The sequence below is a fragment of the Actinomyces sp. zg296 genome (genome assembly GCF_009829695.1).
Taxonomy (GTDB): domain Bacteria; phylum Actinomycetota; class Actinomycetes; order Actinomycetales; family Actinomycetaceae; genus Actinomyces; species Actinomyces marmotae.
In genome coordinates, this window is record NZ_VWPG01000002.1 from 326,889 (window position 1) to 343,634 (window position 16,746).

The following is a 16,746-nucleotide window of genomic DNA, read 5'->3' on the forward strand; positions in this document are numbered from 1 at the left end:
GATCCCCGACCGGCGATGGTGTCGCTGCGCGATTGCCGATACCGTAGACGACTATCAGCGCTGAACTCACGACACCCAAGAATGGAGACCGAAGATGGGGATGGACATGATGGGCGGAATGGGGCCCATGGGCGGTGGCCTTGAGGCCCAGTCGCGGGCCATCGGCAGCCTCCAGGGAAGCCTCGCCGCGTACATGGAGCAGGTCGGCGCCACCGCGGCCGGTATCGAGATCGAGACCGTCGGCCTTCGCGCGTCCGTCCAGACCACCGCCATCATCAACGGGGCCCAGCAGGCTAACGTCATCCCCGGCGAGATCGTCCAAGAGGCGGTGCAGCTGCGCGTGGCCATGGCCCACCCCCGCGGCGGAACATGGACCTGGGCGCACCTGACCATGACCGCTCCGGACTACCGCCTGAAGGTCAATGTCGACTACGACCGCAAGCCAGATCTCGACCCGCCCGTGAGCGCCAAGGATTGCGCCGACGAGCTCTCCCACTTCCCCCGGGACCCCGGCACCACCCCCGATTGGATGCGCCCGGCGCGGTGACTGACGGCGCGGCGTCACCGGTGCCCGGCGCGGCGTCAAGGCCCAGGCCTCCCCGACGCGCGTGCCGGGGAGGGCCGGTAGTTTCGGCTGCGTCGGACTACCTGCCGGGCCGAGCACGAGATGGCGAAGCGCGATAACGCGGAGGAAGCATGAACACGATCCCCCTTGCGAGCCACAACCTGTCGAGCGTGGGCCTGACCTGGGAGTCGATCCTGGCCACGGTCGTCTACGCCCTTCTCGGCGTCGTCCTGCTCATGGCCTTCACCTGGGCCGTCAACAAGGCCTTCGGGCTCAACCTACGCCGCGAGCTCCTCGAGGACCAGAATGTCGGTCTCGGCGTCGCCCTCGCCGGCACGGCCATCGCCGTCGCCATCATCGTCTCGGCGACCATCACCGGCTGAGCAGCCGCCTCAAGCGCCTCGACGACGGCGCCCGCCACCCCATCCACGGGGCGGCGGGCGCCGTCGGCTTGCTTCTCGCGGTTCACCGCGGGGCGACCAGCGCGGGACCCTACTTCCTGGGAGCGGTGACCCGCCCCGGCCGCAGGCGGCCCGAGCGGTCCTGGGAGCCGGAGGAGCCTGACCTGCCTCGGCTCGACTGGCTCTCCTGCGCGAACTGACGAAGGCCCCACTGGGGGCGGGCGCCGTCGGCCTGGGACCAGGAGGAGGCGGATCCGGCTCCTGCGGCCGCCCCCGCTCGTCTTGCGGAGGCCTGCCCACGGGCGCCGGGCTGGCCCGGGCCGCGCCTGGCCGGGGCGGAGGGCTCATCGGCTCCGGTCGCCGGGGTGGAGGCGGCGGGCGCGGAGGCCGCCGTGGCCGAGGACACTGACACGGTCATGGACGAGGGGGAGGAAGCTGACAGCCTCACCGTGGGGGTGGAGGTCGCCGATCCTTGCGTCGTGCGCCCCGGGGCGTGGACGGGGCGCCGCGAGGAGGCTCCCGGTGCCGACGGCGTCGGCGAGGACGCGCGGTCGGGAATCCTCGCCTCAGTGGGCGGGATCTGGGCGGTGCTGCGGTGCGACGAGGTGCTGGCCGCCTTGTGGGAGGGGGCCGCGGCGGAGGGGGCGCTGCCGGCTGATCCGCGCCCGTGCGTCCCGTGGTCGGTCGGCTTGGGCCGGTTGATGCGCTGCTGGTAGGCGGCGGGTTCGACTGCGATGGGCTGCTCGATCGGGGTGATCGGGCCGGTCTGCGCCCGCTGCGCCGACGAGGCGCTGGCCGCCGAGCGCCACGCGTGCGCCGTCGGCTCCTCACGCAGATCGTAGAGGGACAGGTCCTGGCCCGCATGGTGCAGCACCTCCGAGATCGGGGTGAGCATGGCCAGGCGGAAAGCGGGATCGGCCGTCCCCGTGCTCATCGAGGCCCAGGTCTCCTCCGGGCTCAAGGGCTCGCTGGCGGTGTCCAGGTCGCGGCGGATCGCCTGCACGAGGCACACCTGGAGGCGCGCGTAGGCCATGATCGCCGGCTCAGTCCACCGCGTGCGGGGCCGCTGGCCGCGGATGATCGAGAAGTTCCGCAGCGAGCGCAGGATCGCCTCCGAGCCCATGAGCACCGTCACCGAGCGCAACCGGCTCAGCGCCTCCTCGGCGGCGTCGGAGGTCCGCACGGGCCGGCCGGTTCCGATATGCGTGTTCTCGGAGGCGATCTCCCGCAGGAAGCCGCGGTAAGCATCCGCCTTCTCACTCATCAGCCGCTCGCTGGGGGCCGCGTGGTGCTGCTCGTCCGTGTCCGCTGCCCTGGCGGCGCCCAGCCGTCGCAACTGCTCTTCGATGCGGGACAGCACCTCCGGCGGCACGCCCCCACCCTGGCCTGACGATGCCGCGCGGGCGACGGCCTCCGACCTAGCCGCCTGGGCCTCCGATCGCGCCTGGGCCGCCACTTGGACGGAGCGCCACGTGAGGAAGCCGACGATGAGGATCAGGACGATCTGCAGGGCAGGCAGGACAACGGTGGCGAGCATGCTCACTATTGTTGCCTGATCGTGTCCTTTGGCGCAGCCGTTCGAGCAGGGACGGTTCTCACGCTGAGGTCTTCAAGGCCCTGCGCTCGCACGGAAAGTGGCGAGGTTTGAGGATTCCTTTTCCTGACGCCATGTCGCGCTATGGGTTTATGCAGGTCAGAGGCGTGGGGTGAAGGGCGGCTGCGCCCCAGAAGGATGCTGATGCCCGAGCAATCCTCAAACCGCGCCATTTTGAATCCGGAGGCGCCCGCTCAGCCCCGGATCAGCGGAAGGCAGGGGCGCGAGGGGCGGTCGAATGCGGCGGGGGCGGGTTTGGCGAGCCAGGCCTGGGCGGCGCGGATGCGGCGCCGAGCCGAGCCCATGAGGGGCTCGGGCAGCGAGTCCGGCGCGAACCAGCCGACCTCCGTCGACTCGTCATCGGCCACTCTCGCGGGCCCCGCCCCGGCCACGGGCCGCGCCACGAAGTCGATGTCCATAAAGACGCAGCGATCGCCGTTGGGGAAGGTTTTCGGAGCACTCGCCCCCACATGCGTCAGACCCAGCAACTCGATCGCCACCCCGGTCTCCTCCAGGCACTCGCGGACCGCCGCCGCGCCCGGCTGCTCGCCCGGCTCGGGAATCCCCGAGACCACAGACCACTGACCGTTGTCAGCGCGCCGCCCGAGCAGCAGCCGCCCGTGCCCGGCGACGACGACCACGCTGACTCCCGGCAGCCACAGTTGGTCGTGGCCGATTCTCTCGCGCAGGGCCAGGATGAATTCCGGTGTCGCCATGGGGCGAGTCTAAGAGTGGGAGGCGCCCTGCTCGCCAGCCCTTGCCGCGAGGCCGCGCCTGGGCGCGGTGACCCCCAGCACGACCAGGAACACCAGTGCGTCCACCACCGCCATGGTCGATGACGTCGCCAGGTCCCAGCGCAGCGCCACCCAGAAGCCGAGCAGCGCGGAGGCCGCCGCGATCCCCAGGCTCATCAGGATCGCCCCGAATAGGGAGCGCGACACGAGCAGGGCGGTCGCCGGGGGGATCGTCATCAGCGCCACGACGAGGATCGCGCCCGCGGCGTCGAAGGCGACGACGACGGTGATCGCCACCAGCGTCATCAGGCCCAGGTCGGTGCGCCGCACCGGCAGGCCCAGGGTCCGGGCCGACACGGGGTCGAAGGTGGAGATCTTGAGAGTGGGGTAGCACAGGGCGATATAGGCCGCTGTGATCGCGAAGACGGCGGCCAGGCGCCACATCATCCGCGGGCCCAGGTCGATGCTGCCGTTGGCCACGAGGATGTGCTCGGGAGTCAGGGCCATGAGGTTGAGGTCCCCGGTCAGGACGGTGTCCTCGCTGATGTGCACCTGGGAGAGAGTGGTGGACAGCAGCAGCACGCCGATGGCGAAGAGGGCGGGGAAGATCAGGCCCTGGTCGGCGTCCCCGGTCACCAGCCCGGAGGCGCGCAGTCGCTCGGCGCCCAGCACCACGACCAGTCCCATGAGGGAGGCCGCCACCACCATGAGCGGGGATCGCGTGGAGCCGGAGATGATCGCGCCGACGACGATGCCGGGCAGCACGGCGTGGGACATGGCCTCCACGAGCATCGACTGGCGGCGCAGCACGAGGAGAGTGCCAGGAAGAGCGCAGGTGAGCGCCGTGGTGACGGCCAGGACGGCGACGGAGACGATGAAGGGCATCAGCGCGCCCCCGCCGGCATCGTCGGGGCGCTCGCGACCGGTCCCGGAGCCCCGACCGGGACGGCGGGGCTTGCCTCAGCGGAGCCGGCCTCAGCGGGGCCGGGCCCTTCGATCCGATGGGCCTCGGCGGTGATCCGGGCCAGCAGCTCACGGCGCTGCGCGCGCAGGCGGGCCCGACGACGCAGGATCGAGCGCTCCGGCGCACCCAGTAGGGAGGCGATGAGGAAGACCGACAGGACCAGGACAACCACCGGCCCGGTCGGCACGCGGCCGAGATTGACCGCCAGCACCGATCCGATCGCCCCGGAGGCCCCACCGATCAATCCGGACAGCCCCACCATCGACCACAGGTGGTGCGTCCACTGGCGCGCGGCCGCCGCCGGCATGATCGCGAAGGCCACCATGAGGATGAGCCCGACGGCCTTGATGCCGATGACGATCGCGACGGTGGCGGTGCCCAGCAGCAGCGGGGAGAGGAGCCGCGGGGAGAAGCCCATCGCCCGGCAGGCGATGGGGTCGAAGGTGAGCAGTGCCAGCTCTTTCCAGCACGCCGCCACCACGATGAGCGAGGCCGCGCCGAAGGCCACGATGGTGACCAGGTCCGCCCGGGTGAGGGTGGCGGCGTTGCCGAACATGTAGGAGGTGATCCCGCCCCGCTCGGGCAGGGAGGAGTGGACGATGATCCGCATGAGCACGATCCCGCCGCCGTAGAACAGCGCCAGGCAGATCGTCATCGCGGCATCGAGCCCCACGGGCGAGCGCGCCGCGATCCAGTTGGCGAGCAGCACTGCGCAGGTGGAGGCGATGATCGAGCCGATGGTCAGCACGAGCATGGAGCGCCCCCCGATGCCCAGGACGGCGGTGGCGATGATGAAGGAGCCCGCCACGCCCAGGGTGGCGGCGTGCCCGATGATGTCGGAGACGAGAGACTGCTTGTGCAGGTACAGGAACGCGCCGAGCACCCCCGCGGTCAGGCCCACGATCGAGGTTCCCAGCAGCATCATGCGGAAGGTGTAGGAGGCCAGGAGCGCTCCGGGCCCGACGATGCCGGGAAGCAGCGCGCCGGCCTCGGCCAGGGGCGCCGTCGGCAGTGCGGTCAGGGCGAGGACGGCGCTCATCACTGCCGCCCTTCGCCCATGAGGGCTTCATCGGTCAGCCCGTAGGCGCGGTGCAGCGTGGTCTGGGTGAAGGCCTGCTCGAGGGGCCCCGCGGCCACGAGCAGGCCGTCGGACAGGAGGATCGCGTGGGTGCAGAAGCGCCTCACCGTCGACAGGTCGTGATGGACGACGACGATCGTGCGCCCCTCGTCCCGCAGTGAGCGCAGGACCCCCATGATGGCCTGCTCGGAGGCGACGTCGACTCCCGCGAAGGGCTCGTCCAGCAGGTAGAGGTCGGGCTCCTGGGCCAGGGTGCGGGCCATGAAGACGCGCTGCTTCTGGCCGCCGGAGAGCTGGGAGATCTGACGGTCCGCGAGGTCGGGGATGCCGACCCTCTCCAGGGCCTCCAGTGCCGTGGCCCGCTCGGAGGCCCCCGGGCGGCGCCACCAGCCGAGCCTGGCGTAGGTGCCCATGGTGACGACGTCGCGCACCGTGGTGGGGAAGTCCCAGTCGACCTCCGCGGTCTGGGGCATGTAGGCCACCCGGCTGCGGGACCGGGACAGTTCCTCGCCGAAGAAGCGTACGGAGCCGGCCAGGGAGGGGATGAGGCCCATGGCGGCCTTGAGGAGGGTGGATTTTCCCGCGCCGTTGGGGCCGAGCACGGCGGTGACGGCGCCAGCGGGGATCGTCAGGCTCACGTCCTTGACGACCGGGCGGGCGTGGTAGGCCACCGAGAGGTGCTCGACGGCGCAGGGAGGGTGCGGATCGTGCGTCACAGGCGTTCCTCGTCAGCGGGGCCCGCCACGGCGGCCCCCGGCCTCGGGTGGGCGCTCAGGCGGCAGTGCCGGCCAGTGCGGAGGAGATGGTCTCGGCGTTGTAGGCGAATACCCCCAGGTAGGTGTCCACTGGGGCGGACTCGCCGAGGGAGTCGGCGTACAGGGGCTTGTCGGAGACCTCGACGCTCCCGCCCTTGGCGGCCACCGCCTCCTTGACGTGGGTGATCGCCTCGGGGTTCTTTAGGTTGTCCTGGAAGATGACTTTGATCTTCTTGTCGGCGATGAGGGTGGCGAGCTCCTCGATGTCGGTGGCGCTCAACTCGGACTCGGAGGAGACGAAGTCGGTGGCGTGGATCTCGATGCCGTAGGTCTTGCCGAGGTAGTTGAAGGCGTCGTGGCCGGTAATCAGGACGCGGTTCTCCGGGGGGATCGCGTCGAAGAGCTTCTTGGCGGCCTCCTTGGCCTCGTCGATCTTCTTGTTGTAGGTCTCGGCGTTGGCCTTGTAGGTCTCGGCGTTGGCCGAGTCGATCTCGGCGATCTTGCGCGCGCAGGCGGTCACCACGTGCTTCCAGTTGTCGGGGGAGTTCCACACGTGGGGGTCGTGGCCCTCGACGACGCCGTCCTCCTCCCAGGGCAGCAGCATGTCCTCGGGGATCGACTCGGCGGCGGGCACCTGCTTGGCGCCGAGCCCATCGAGCTGGTCCAGCATCTTGTGCTCCATGTCGTGGCTGGTCCACAGGACGACGTCGGCGCTCTCGATGGCCTGGGTGTCCTTGGTGGTCAACTCCTGGGTGTGGGGGTCGCCCCCGGGGCCGACGAGCACGGTGATGGTGGCGTCGGGGGCGATGTTCCTGGCGGCGTCGCCCAGGTAGCCGGTGGTTGCCACGATGCTCAGGGACTTCCCCGCGCCGGAGCCGCCGTCCTTCTTCTTATCGGTGGCGCAGGCGGACAGGGTGCCCGCTGAGAGGGCGGCCAGGGAGATGATGGCGCTGCGGCGGGTGAGACGCATGGCTCCTCCGGGGAGATTAGGGGTGTGATAAGGCGTGCCTAATTACTTTAAAGAATGGTAAGCGTTAGTGGCAAGCCCGGTGGCGATCATTCTCACCGGCGCGTTGATGACCGGGCCTAGGGCTCAGCGCGGGCGGGACATCGCCACCGCGCGGGCCCTGTCCGCCCAGGCGCCGTCGAGGCCGGGGTGCGCCACGTCCTCGCCGACCCACTCCAGGCCGGCGGCCCGCACGGCCCGCTCCAGGAGCCAGTCGGCCACGGCCGGGTTCTTCGGCAGCAGCGAGCCGTGCAGATAGGTGCCGATGACGTGGTGGGCCAGCGCCCCCTCGGTGCCGTCCTGGCCGTTGTTGCCATCGCCCGAGCGCACTCGGCCGAAAGGAGCCTGGCCGGGGGCCAGGGTGGTCAGGCCGGAGTGGTTCTCGTAGCCGACAATGTCGCCGAAGATCTCGCTGGTGGTGGTGATGTTGCCGATCAGGCGCCCGTGACCGGCGACGGTCTCGGCGTCGAACACGGAGATGCCGGGGATCTCGCTGCCCTGCGCGGTCAGGAAGCGGTGGCCGAAGAGCTGGTAGAGGCCGCAGATGACGAGCATGGGCACTCCGTCCGCGGCCCAGGCGCGCAACTCGGCCGAGCGCGCCTGGAGATCCGCGGTGATGCGCTCCTGGCCGGAGTCCTGGCCGCCGCCGCCCACCACGAGGTGGACGCCGTCGGGCAGCTCGTCGCCGGGGTCGTAGGAGAGGACCTCGACGTCGTAGCCGCGCCACTGGGCCCTGCGGGCCAGCACGAGGGTGTTGCCCCAGTCCCCGTAGATGTTCATGTCCCGGGGGTAGAGTTGCAGGACGCGCAGGGCGCCGGCGCTCGCGCCGCCCGCCTCCCCGGAGTGCTCGTAGAGTTGGGCGCTCACTTCATGACCTCCTCGACCTCGGTCAGTTCGCCCAGGCGGGCGCGCAGCGCGAGCATCGCCGTGTAGGTGGTGAAGACGCGCATGGGCCGGCCCGTGCGGCGCGAGTCCTCCCGCAGGGCGTCCAGGGCCCGGCCCAGGTCCGGCTCCACGGCCCCCACATCCACCTCGTCGTAGCGCAGTCGCAGGGCCATGTCCCAGGCGCGCGTGCCCGTGACCACGGCCACGCCCGCCTGCCTCAGGCCGGAGAAGTCCACGTCCCACAGCCAGGACATGTCCCGGCCGTCGGCGTACTCATCGTTGACCGCCACCATCACCGACTCGGGGCCGGGCGCCGTGGCCGCGGTGAGCAGGCCCATGCGGAAGCCCGCCGGGTTCTTCACCAGGGAGAGTTGGACCTCCCGGCCGTCGAGGCTGAGGACCTCACCGCGGCCGAAGGCGGCCCGCACTCGCCCGAGCGAGCTCAGCAGGCCCGGTAGGGCGGCGTCGGCGCGATCCCCCAGGGCCTCAAGGGCGACGGCCAGGGCGGCGCAGGCGTTGAGCTGGTTGTGGATGCCGGGGATCGTGAAGCGCACCTCGTGGGCGGTCCCGTCCACGAGGACGGTGGCGTCCTGGCCGCTCAGTGACTCCAGGACCACGCGGGGGCTCACATGGCGGGCGGCGGTGGCGTCGGCGGCGCCGGCGCGCAGCTCGTCGTCGGACAGGAACAGGGAGCGCAGCCCGGGGCCGGCGCCGAAGGCGGACACGGGGGCGGCCAGGCCCTCGGTGAAGGCGGGCGCGCCCAGGCGCGGGTCGTCGGCGTTGGTGACGACGGCGCCCGTGGTGGCCAGGGCGACCTTGCGCAGCAGGGAGGCGGTGTAGTCAATCTCCCCGAAGCGGTCGAGCTGGTCGCGCATGACATTGAGCAGCAGGCAGGCGCGCGGTTTGACGAGCTGGACGAAGCGGACGGCGTGGGCCTCATCGAGCTCGAGCACGGCCACATCGGCGCGCAGGCGGCCGACGGCGTCGACGTCGTGGAGGAGGGAGGCGAGCACCCCGCGCACGAAGTTCGAGCCGGTGCGGTTCGTGACGACCCTCAGCCCCTGCTCGGCGAGCAGCTGGACGACCATCTTCGTCGTCGTCGTCTTGCCGTTGGTCCCGGTCACGACGACGACGCCCATGGGCAGCTGGCCGAGCGCGCGGGCGAGGAAGCCGGGATCGGCCTTCTCCATGACGAGCCCGGGGAAGGCCGTTCCGCCGCTACCGCCACCGCGCAGGCGGGCCGCGACGCGGGCCGCGCGGCCCAGGGCGACCGTCAGGCCGGAGCGCGGGGATGCTGAAGAGGTCATGAGCGCGAGTCTATCCAGCGCCCGGAGCCGCGGCGGACCGTTCCCCCGGCTCAGGGGCGAGGCGGGGCGATGACCGAGAGCGCCCCGGGAATGACCTCGATGTCGAGGGCTCGGGTGGTGCCGGCGATATCGCCGTCGAGCTCGAAGGGCACGGGCTCATTGGCGCGGATGGACACGCGCGACGCCTGCGCGAGCGTGAGCCCCGACGGGACCCGGCCCGCGAGCATCATCGCGCCCATGCGCGCCCAGTCGACGACCCGGTCCGGGCGGGCCAGCAGGAGGTCCACCCGGCCGTCGGTGGGGGTGGCGTGAGGGAGGATCGTCATGCCGCCGGTGATCGTGCCGACGTTGCCCAGCAGCGCCATGACCATGTCGTGCTCCTCGGGGGCGGCGCCGTCCAGGGCGATGGCGGCGCGGAAGGGCCGCGGGCTGGCGTGCTGCATCGCGGCGACGGCGTAGGCCCCGGCGCGGATGACCCTCTTGAGCTCGTCCTTCGTGTCCGCCATGATCTGGGCGTCCAGGCCCAGGCCCGCCATGACGGCGAAGATCTCCTCGCCGTCATCCCACGTGGCGCGCACGAGGTCAATGGCGGTGGGGCTGCCCGACAGGGCCAGGCGCAGGGCGGCGTCGGTGTCCAGGGGGATGAGGAGGTTGCGGGCGAGCAGGTTGCCGGTGCCCGAGGGGAGGAGCGCCATCGGCATGCCGGTGCCCGCCAGCTCCCCGGCCACCGCCCTCACCGTCCCGTCCCCGCCGGCCACGAGCACGAGATCCACCCCGTGCTCGAGCGCCTGGCGCGCCATCGCGCGGCCGGGGTCCTCCGGCGTCGTCTCCAGCCACTGGGTGGGCAGCCAGCCGGCGGCCAGGACCTCGGCCTCGATGCGGCGGCGCAGGAGGGATAGGTCGAAGAACTTCGTGGGGTTGTAGATGACGGCGGCGCGCTTGTCGACGCTGCGCGTGGGAAGGCCCAGGCGCGCCCAGGAGGACAGGATCGTGTCGACACCGCCCAGGGCAAGGCTCGTATTGGTGACCGCCGCCCCCCACAGGATCCCCCCGATCTGGTCGGAGGCGCTCGCTATCCCCATCGCCCACTGGCTGTAGCAGGAGGCGATGATGGCGGCGATGCCCGCCAGCCACCACACCGCCATGTCCGAGGTGGGCCGCCGGTGGGCGCGTGTGAGCACGAGCAGCATCGAGGAGGCGATGGTCACAGCCGCGATCTGGGCGTTCGGGTACGCGCCGCCCACGACGGACAGAGAGTCGAGCAGATGCGAGTGGGGCTGCCTGATACCCAGCGAGGTGGAGATGAGCCAGTGGACCGGGATCCCGGCCGCGGCCATGAGGAGGGCCAGGGCCAGGCGGCGCATCCGCTCCTTGAAGGACCACAGCGCGAGGCCGACGATGGCCGCCGTGATGAGGGCGGGATGGGTCAGGAGCGCGTAGGCCTCGGCGATCTGGGCCCCCGCTGAGCGGGGAAGCAGGGGGGAGGACCGTGTGAAGGCCGTGTCGAGATGAGCCGTGCGGCCCGTGACCACCAGCAGGGTCCAGATGGCGAAAGCGAGCATCAGCATGACGGCGAGCACGCGTTCCATCGCCCGCCCGGCGACCTCCCGGCGGGCGCGGGCGTCGGCTGACCGGGGGGATTCCGGCGTCGCGGCGCGGGCGCTGCTCGTCGTGCTCATCGGGCTCCTTCCAAGGCAAGGCTAGCCCTCGCCCGGTGGTGCGTGCCGACGCCGACTGAGACCCGGCCCCAGCGCTCGGCGACGCCGACTGAGACCCGGCCCCAGCGCTCGGCGGACCGTGGGACTGGCGGGTGCGGGCGTCGGCCGTTGGGCCGGCGGGTGCGGGCGTCGGCCGTTGGGCCGGCGTCGGCGCCATGAGACTCGACACTGGTGGGGCTGCCGATACTGGCGATTCTGCTGGCGTGGATGCTGCCGGGCTGTTGAGAGCACCGCTGGGCCGTCTGCGGCGTCGGTGGGCTGTCTGCGGCGTCAGTGGGCCGCCCGAAGCATCGCGGGGAGCGCTGCTTTGGGCGGCGCACCGCCGCTCTGAACGGCCCACCGCTGCCCTGGACGCGCCCAGTACTGCCCTGAAGCCCAGCGCTGCTTTGCGGCCCGCCGTTGCTTTGGACGGGGCACCGCTGGGCCGTCTGCGGCATCGGTGGGCTGTCTGCGGCACCGCTGGGCCACCCGAAGCATCGCGGGGAGCGCTGCTTTGGGCGGCGCACCGCCGCTCTGAACGGCCCACCGCTGCCCTGGACGCGCCCAGCGGGCTCATGCGCTCACCGCCGACGATGGCGGCCCCGGCCTTTCCGTCGTCATCCCCTCCCGAGCGGTGCCGCGGAATCGCCGTCGAGGCCAGTGGGAGCGACCGGCAGGCCCACGGAAGCGGTGACGGGGTCGGGGGCGTCGATGAAGCTGGAAGCACCGGCCCTGTCGCCGCCCACTCTGCCCGCCTCAGCGGCCTGGAACCGGCCGAGCCCCCGGGCTCCCAAGCAAAAACCCACGTCATGGAAGGACCGCGACGTGGGCTTGGACGTGGGTTTGAGTGTGAGGTCGATGGCCAGGAACTCAGCCGACGATCCCTTCAACCTTGGGGATCTCACGAACGGACTCGCGGATCTCCTCGTGGTCGGGGTGGCGGGATTTGAACCCACGACCTCTTCGTCCCGAACGAAGCGCGCTACCAAACTGCGCCACACCCCGTGTGTGTGCAGCGGCAACTATAGCCGGGCCGCCCGCGTCGAGGGAAATTACCTTCGGCCGCCCGTCCGGTGTCGTCCATCACGGGGAGGGCGCAGTCGGGGACGCCCGCCCCTTGTCCGCGCCCGCGCCACGCGGTTGACTGACCCCATGACCAGCGCGGACCTCGCTCCAGATCCCCTCCCACTCGCGCGCCGAACGGTCCTCATCACCGGGGTCAGCCGCCGCGCCGGCATCGGCCACGCCATCGCATGCCGCGCCGCCGCTCAGGGGGCCAGCGTCGTGGCCCACCACTACTCGCCCCACGACGCCGCTCAGGCCTGGGGGGCCGACGACATCGACGCCGTCATGGCCCCCATCGCCTCCCATCTCTCCGACGGCGCTCGCCTCACCCCCGTCGGCGCCGACCTCGCCGCCTCCGGCCAGCCCGCTCGCGTCGTCGCCGCCGCGGCCGAAGCGGCCGCCGACGTCGGCCACCCGTTGACCGCCCTCGTGTGCAACCAGGCCATGAGCGAGCCCGACGCCCCCCTGCTCGACATCACCGAGGACGTCCTCGACCGGCATTGGGCCGTCGACGCCCGCGCTTCGATCCTTCTCGCTCAGGCCTTCGCCCGCGCCGTCGTCGGGGAGCGGGCCGGAGGAGCGGATGAGGAGCCCCCCGCTCCCGCCATCGTCTTCCTGACCTCCGGCCAGGCGCAGGGGCCCTTACCCGGTGAGATCGCCTACGGCGCGGCCAAGGCCGCCATCGCCGGCATCACGCTGACCATCGCCGACGAGCTCGCCGATCACGCAATCCGCGTCAACACCGTCAACCCCGGCCCGGTCGACACCGGGTACCTCACCGCCGATGCCCTCGAGTCCGTCCGCGGCATGTTCCCCTTCGGGCGGTTCGGGGAGCCCGACGACGCCGCCCGACTCATCACCTGGCTGCTGGCCGACGACGCCCGCTGGATCACCGGCCAGGTCATTAACTCCGAGGGCGGCTTCGCCCGCTGGCGCTCCTAGGCGCTCCACCTGGAACTGGGCGAACTCGTCCGCCCGATCCCTCAGTGTGGTCCTCAGTGCGGTCCTCAGCGCGCCGGGACGAGGGTGAGCAGTGTCGCCTCCGGGCGGCAGGCCACGCGCACGGGCGTGAAGGGGCTCGTGCCCAGCCCCGCGCTGACATGCAGGTACATGTCCCCCGCCGCGCTCGGATCCCCGATGCGCCCCGGCCACTGCGACAGGCGCTGGGTGACTCTGCGCCGGTCCAGGTCGCAGTTCGTCACGAGCGCGCCAAAACCGGGGAGGCAGAGCTGGCCGCCATGGGTGTGGCCCGCCAGGGCGAGGGCGACGCCGTCACCCGCCATCTGGTTCAGCACTCGCAGGTAGGGGGCGTGCGCGAGTCCCAGGCGCAGCGCCCGCCCCGAGCGGTCGAGGATCGGCGGGAGGAGGGCGGCTGAGGCCGCGCCGTCGGCGCCATCATCCGGGACGGGGTAGGAGTCCCGCTCGGCGTGAGGATCATCGACGCCGACCAGGTCCACTCGCCGCCCGCGTACCGTGAGGGCCCCCCGCGCGTTCGTCAGGTCCGCCCAGCCGCCGGAGGCTTGCAACTCGATGACCTCCCGCCAGGGCAGCTCCACGAGGCGCTCGCGCGCCCCCTCGGCGTCTGCCGTTCGCGGGTCGCGGCGCAGGTAGCGGGTCGGCGGTTTGAACACGGAGGAGTAGTAGTCGTGGTCCCCCAGGACGAAGGCCCCCGGCAGTTCCACGAAGGGCTCCAGCGCCCGCCGCAGCGGCTCGAGTCCCGAGGCGAAGGACAGGTGGTCGCCCGTGGAGATGACGACGTCGGGGTGCTCGGCGGCCAGATCCCGCACCCAGGCGACGCGAGCCTCTGTGCGGTCGGTCAGGTGCAGATCGGTCAGGTGGAGGATCGTGATCGGCTCCTCGCCGTCGGCCAGGACGGGCACGGAGCAGCGCCGCAGCACCGGCAGGCGCGCTTCGAGGAGCGCGTAGCCCAGGGCTCCAGCGCCGAGAGCGGCGAGGGAGCCCAGGGCGCGGGCGGCGCCAAGGCGCCGTGAGCGGGAGGAGGATCGGCGCGGCAGCGCGGTCACAGCAGTCGTCATGTCGAAGGGCCCCCGGGGTTGTGAGTGCTCGCCAGTGGTCAGCCGTTGCCGCCGGCCGGGCCGGTCGCTACGGCGCCTCCGGAGCCCGCGGGGCTCAGGCTGGTCGTGAACTCCTTGCGGCTGGCCGCCGTGGGCGCGGAGCCCGGGAGCTGCCCGGCGGGGAGGTCGGCGTCGGCCTGCGCGACCGTCCCGGGCTGATCGGCGGTCGCCGCCTGGGGCGCCTGGGCCGTCTGGGCCCCGGCGTCACCCGTGAGGCCGGGGAGCTGGCCGGACGTGTTCTTGGCGTTGCCGCCCGAGGGCTGCGCGGGCTGTCCAGCGCCCAGGCTCACCTGGGTGAAGGGCTCGGCGCCCGTCCCCGCCAGCGAGGTGTCCATGAACTGCTTCCACATGGGCGCGGGAGCGTCCGAGCCGTACATGGTGGCGTAGTAGCGCCCGCCGATGTACTGGCCGTTCATCGGCTTGGTGCCCTCGGAGTGGCCCATCCACACGGCGGTGGACAGCTGCGGGGTGAAGCCCACGAACCAGGCGTTGTCCATCTCCTCCGTGGTGCCCGTCTTGCCCGCGGCCGGCCGCCCCGCCAGGCCGTGGTTCTTGGCGGTTCCCTGGCCCCCGAACACATGCGTGAGGGTCAGGGCGACCCTGTCCGCGGCGGTCTGGTCCATGACCTGCGAGCAGTCCGCGCTCGGCACGGCCATCTCGGTGCCGCTGTGGTCGGTCACCTTGTTGATGGCGATCGGCTTGCAGTAGACGCCGTGCGCCGCGAAAGTCGCGTAGGCGTTGGCCATGTTGAGCGGGGGGACGTTCATGGTGCCCAGGGTGATCGAGGGCCGGGGGTCGATGGGGTTGCCATCGGCCTTGGTCATGCCCATCTTGGCGGCCAGGCTCGTCACCGCGCAGATGTCCATCTGCTGGATCATCTTGGCGTAGGCGACGTTGATCGACATCGCCGTGGACTGCACCACCGAGTGCGTGCCGCCCTCGCCCGGGTTGGCGTTGCCGACCTTCCACTGCTCCACGAAGGTGTCTTCGCTGCAGGAGATGTTCCAGTTGGCGGCGGGGAACGTGGTGGGGTCGGTGTTCATCGTCTCGTACCCGGACCTGCCCATCTGGTACCACTGGGCGAGCACGAACGGCTTGAACGAGGAGCCCGGCTGGAAACCGTTGTTCTCGATGCCGCCGTGCTTGTAATCAGCGGAATAGGAGATCTGGGAGACCGAGGGGTCGGAACTGTCCGTCCCGTAGGAGGTGTTCTGGGCCATCGCCTGGATCTTGCCCGTCCCGGGCTCGACGGCGACGATGGCGCCCTTGACGTTCGAGGGATCCCCGATGGGGACGTAGTTGGCGATCGTGTCGTCCGCGGCCTTCTGCTTGCGCAGGTCCAGGGTGGTGGTGATCTGCAGGCCCCCGCGCAGCAGGAGCTGGTTGCGCTCGGTGGCCGTCTTGCCGAAGAGCTCGGAGTTCTGGATCTCGCCGACGACGTAGTCGCAGAAGTAGGCCGCGGACCCCGCCGAGGCGCACCCGCCGACGTGGTTGGTCACGTTCAGGATGTCGCTGACCTGGGTCGCCACGGCCTCGTCGTACTGGGCCTGGTCGATGAACTCGTTGTCCAGCATCTTCTGGAGGACCCAGTTCATGCGGTCCTTGGCCAGATCGGGGTAGGACACCGGGTCGTAGGCGCCCGGCGCGTTGGTCAGGCCGGCCAGCAGCGCCGCCTCGGCGATGGTCATCTCCTTGGCCGAATGACTGAAGTAGTGCTGCGCGCTGGCCTCCACCCCATAGGTGGAGGGGCTGAAGGCGGCGATGTTGAGGTACCCCTCCAGGATCTGGTTCTTGGCGTCGGGCAGGGTCTTCTCCAGGGTCAGGGCGTACTTGATCTCCCTGAGCTTGCGTGCCGTCGTGGGCTCTGTGGCCGCGCGGATCTTCGCGGGGTCGCCGCTGCGGATGCCGGCCTCCACTAGGACGTTGCGCACGTACTGCTGGGTGAGGGTGGAGGCGCCCTGGCGATCGGCGCCCGCGGCGTTGGAGGCCAGCGCGCGCAGCATTCCGGTGGGGTCGACGCCCTCGTGCTGGTAGAAGCGCTGGTCCTCAACAGCGATGACCGCGTTCCGCACGTTCTTGCTGATGTCCTTGAGCGGCACGACGATCCTGTTCTCCGCGTAGAACTGGGCGATCTCCGTGCCGTCGGCTGCCCGCAGGACCGAGACCTGGCTCGGCTCAAGCACCTTGAAGTCATCGGGCAGGTCCTCGAAGAACTCCCGTGATGCCTTCGAGATCACGCTCGCCGCCCCCACGAAGGGCACGGCGAAGCCCGAGACGAGCAGGCCGCCGACGGTGGACATGACGATGAAGGCGAGGAGGGCGGACAGGAGTTGCTGTGAGTCGAGGGTGCGGGCAGAGGTCTTCGACATGGCCCCAGACTACGTGCTCAGTGGATTCCATGCAGCGCAGGGTGGCGGGGGTCGCACCCGGCGGCCCGGCTCCTGCCCGAGTGCTGGATGACCGGCTCCGCGACGGCGCGCCCTCCCCAGGCCGCGCCCAGGCGGCTATCGGTCAGCATTCAGGCGAGTCTGTACAACGGCGCGGGTCGGAGCGGATTTGGTGGAATGGGCCCGACTGCCTTACCGTCGGAGTGTGTGACGGGTCTGACAACGATGCTGGA

The 16,746-nt window shown here is 71.2% G+C and carries 15 protein-coding genes and 1 tRNA gene; 3 read left to right on the plus strand and 13 right to left on the minus strand.

Annotation, left to right across the window (positions count from 1 at the left end; translation table 11 throughout):
* The first annotated feature begins 94 nt into the window (after positions 1 to 94).
* Complete coding sequence (locus GVV76_RS01715; protein WP_235905087.1) at positions 95 to 547, plus strand: hypothetical protein; 453 nt, start codon at positions 95 to 97, stop codon at positions 545 to 547.
* A 149-nt stretch (positions 548 to 696) separates the two neighbouring features.
* Positions 697 to 948 (plus strand): DUF350 domain-containing protein, encoded by a 252-nt coding sequence (locus GVV76_RS01720; RefSeq protein ID WP_159522674.1) that lies wholly within the window; start codon positions 697 to 699, stop codon positions 946 to 948.
* Positions 949 to 1,057: 109 nt separating this feature from the next.
* On the opposite strand, the gene GVV76_RS01725 is transcribed toward GVV76_RS01720, so the two are convergent.
* The 10 genes from GVV76_RS01725 to GVV76_RS01770 form a co-directional block, all read right to left on the minus strand.
* The gene (locus GVV76_RS01725; RefSeq protein ID WP_159624502.1) at positions 1,058 to 2,503 is read right to left on the minus strand and encodes a hypothetical protein; all 1,446 of its coding nucleotides are present in this window, start codon (positions 2,501 to 2,503) and stop codon (positions 1,058 to 1,060) included.
* A gap of 251 nt (positions 2,504 to 2,754) precedes the next feature.
* Positions 2,755 to 3,276 carry an NUDIX hydrolase gene (locus tag GVV76_RS01730; RefSeq protein WP_159624504.1) on the minus strand — a complete coding sequence of 174 codons (522 nt, stop codon included), beginning with the start codon at positions 3,274 to 3,276 and terminating at the stop codon, positions 2,755 to 2,757.
* A 9-nt stretch (positions 3,277 to 3,285) separates the two neighbouring features.
* Complete coding sequence (locus GVV76_RS01735; RefSeq protein WP_159522680.1) at positions 3,286 to 4,179, minus strand: metal ABC transporter permease; 894 nt, start codon at positions 4,177 to 4,179, stop codon at positions 3,286 to 3,288.
* Positions 4,179 to 5,297 (minus strand): metal ABC transporter permease, encoded by a 1,119-nt coding sequence (locus GVV76_RS01740; RefSeq protein WP_235905096.1) that lies wholly within the window; start codon positions 5,295 to 5,297, stop codon positions 4,179 to 4,181. Before GVV76_RS01740 ends, GVV76_RS01735 begins: the two co-directional genes overlap by 1 nt.
* Positions 5,297 to 6,052, minus strand: coding sequence for a metal ABC transporter ATP-binding protein (locus GVV76_RS01745; protein WP_159522682.1), 756 nt, complete (start codon positions 6,050 to 6,052; stop codon positions 5,297 to 5,299). The genes GVV76_RS01740 and GVV76_RS01745 overlap by 1 nt, the downstream gene beginning before the upstream one ends.
* Before the next feature lie 55 nt (positions 6,053 to 6,107).
* Positions 6,108 to 7,061: a metal ABC transporter substrate-binding protein gene (locus GVV76_RS01750; RefSeq protein WP_159522684.1), complete on the minus strand. Its 954-nt coding sequence runs from the start codon at positions 7,059 to 7,061 to the stop codon at positions 6,108 to 6,110.
* A gap of 123 nt (positions 7,062 to 7,184) precedes the next feature.
* Entirely contained in the window at positions 7,185 to 7,964 is a 780-nt protein-coding gene (locus GVV76_RS01755) for a type 1 glutamine amidotransferase (RefSeq protein ID WP_159522686.1), read from the minus strand.
* Positions 7,961 to 9,289 (minus strand): Mur ligase family protein, encoded by a 1,329-nt coding sequence (locus GVV76_RS01760; protein WP_159624506.1) that lies wholly within the window; start codon positions 9,287 to 9,289, stop codon positions 7,961 to 7,963. Before GVV76_RS01760 ends, GVV76_RS01755 begins: the two co-directional genes overlap by 4 nt.
* A gap of 50 nt (positions 9,290 to 9,339) precedes the next feature.
* A complete protein-coding gene (locus GVV76_RS01765) occupies positions 9,340 to 10,968 on the minus strand; it encodes a diacylglycerol/lipid kinase family protein (protein ID WP_201292172.1) in 1,629 nt (542 codons plus the stop codon).
* A gap of 946 nt (positions 10,969 to 11,914) precedes the next feature.
* Positions 11,915 to 11,991, minus strand: a tRNA-Pro gene (locus GVV76_RS01770).
* Positions 11,992 to 12,138: 147 nt separating this feature from the next.
* Between GVV76_RS01770 and GVV76_RS01775 the strand changes: the two genes are divergently transcribed.
* The gene (locus tag GVV76_RS01775; RefSeq protein WP_159624508.1) at positions 12,139 to 12,993 is read left to right on the plus strand and encodes an SDR family oxidoreductase; all 855 of its coding nucleotides are present in this window, start codon (positions 12,139 to 12,141) and stop codon (positions 12,991 to 12,993) included.
* Positions 12,994 to 13,058: 65 nt separating this feature from the next.
* Here the strand turns inward: GVV76_RS01775 and GVV76_RS01780 are convergent, their stop codons facing one another.
* From GVV76_RS01780 to GVV76_RS10540, 3 genes are read right to left on the minus strand one after another with little or no spacing between them, the layout of a single operon-like run.
* Positions 13,059 to 14,087: a metallophosphoesterase gene (locus GVV76_RS01780; protein WP_159624510.1), complete on the minus strand. Its 1,029-nt coding sequence runs from the start codon at positions 14,085 to 14,087 to the stop codon at positions 13,059 to 13,061.
* Positions 14,088 to 14,125: 38 nt separating this feature from the next.
* On the minus strand, positions 14,126 to 16,495 hold the full coding sequence (locus GVV76_RS01785) for a transglycosylase domain-containing protein (protein ID WP_159624513.1): 2,370 nt from the start codon (positions 16,493 to 16,495) through the stop codon (positions 14,126 to 14,128).
* 17 nt (positions 16,496 to 16,512) lie between these two features.
* On the minus strand, positions 16,513 to 16,644 hold the full coding sequence (locus tag GVV76_RS10540) for a hypothetical protein (RefSeq protein WP_268891755.1): 132 nt from the start codon (positions 16,642 to 16,644) through the stop codon (positions 16,513 to 16,515).
* Between the last annotated feature and the right edge of the window lie 102 nt (positions 16,645 to 16,746).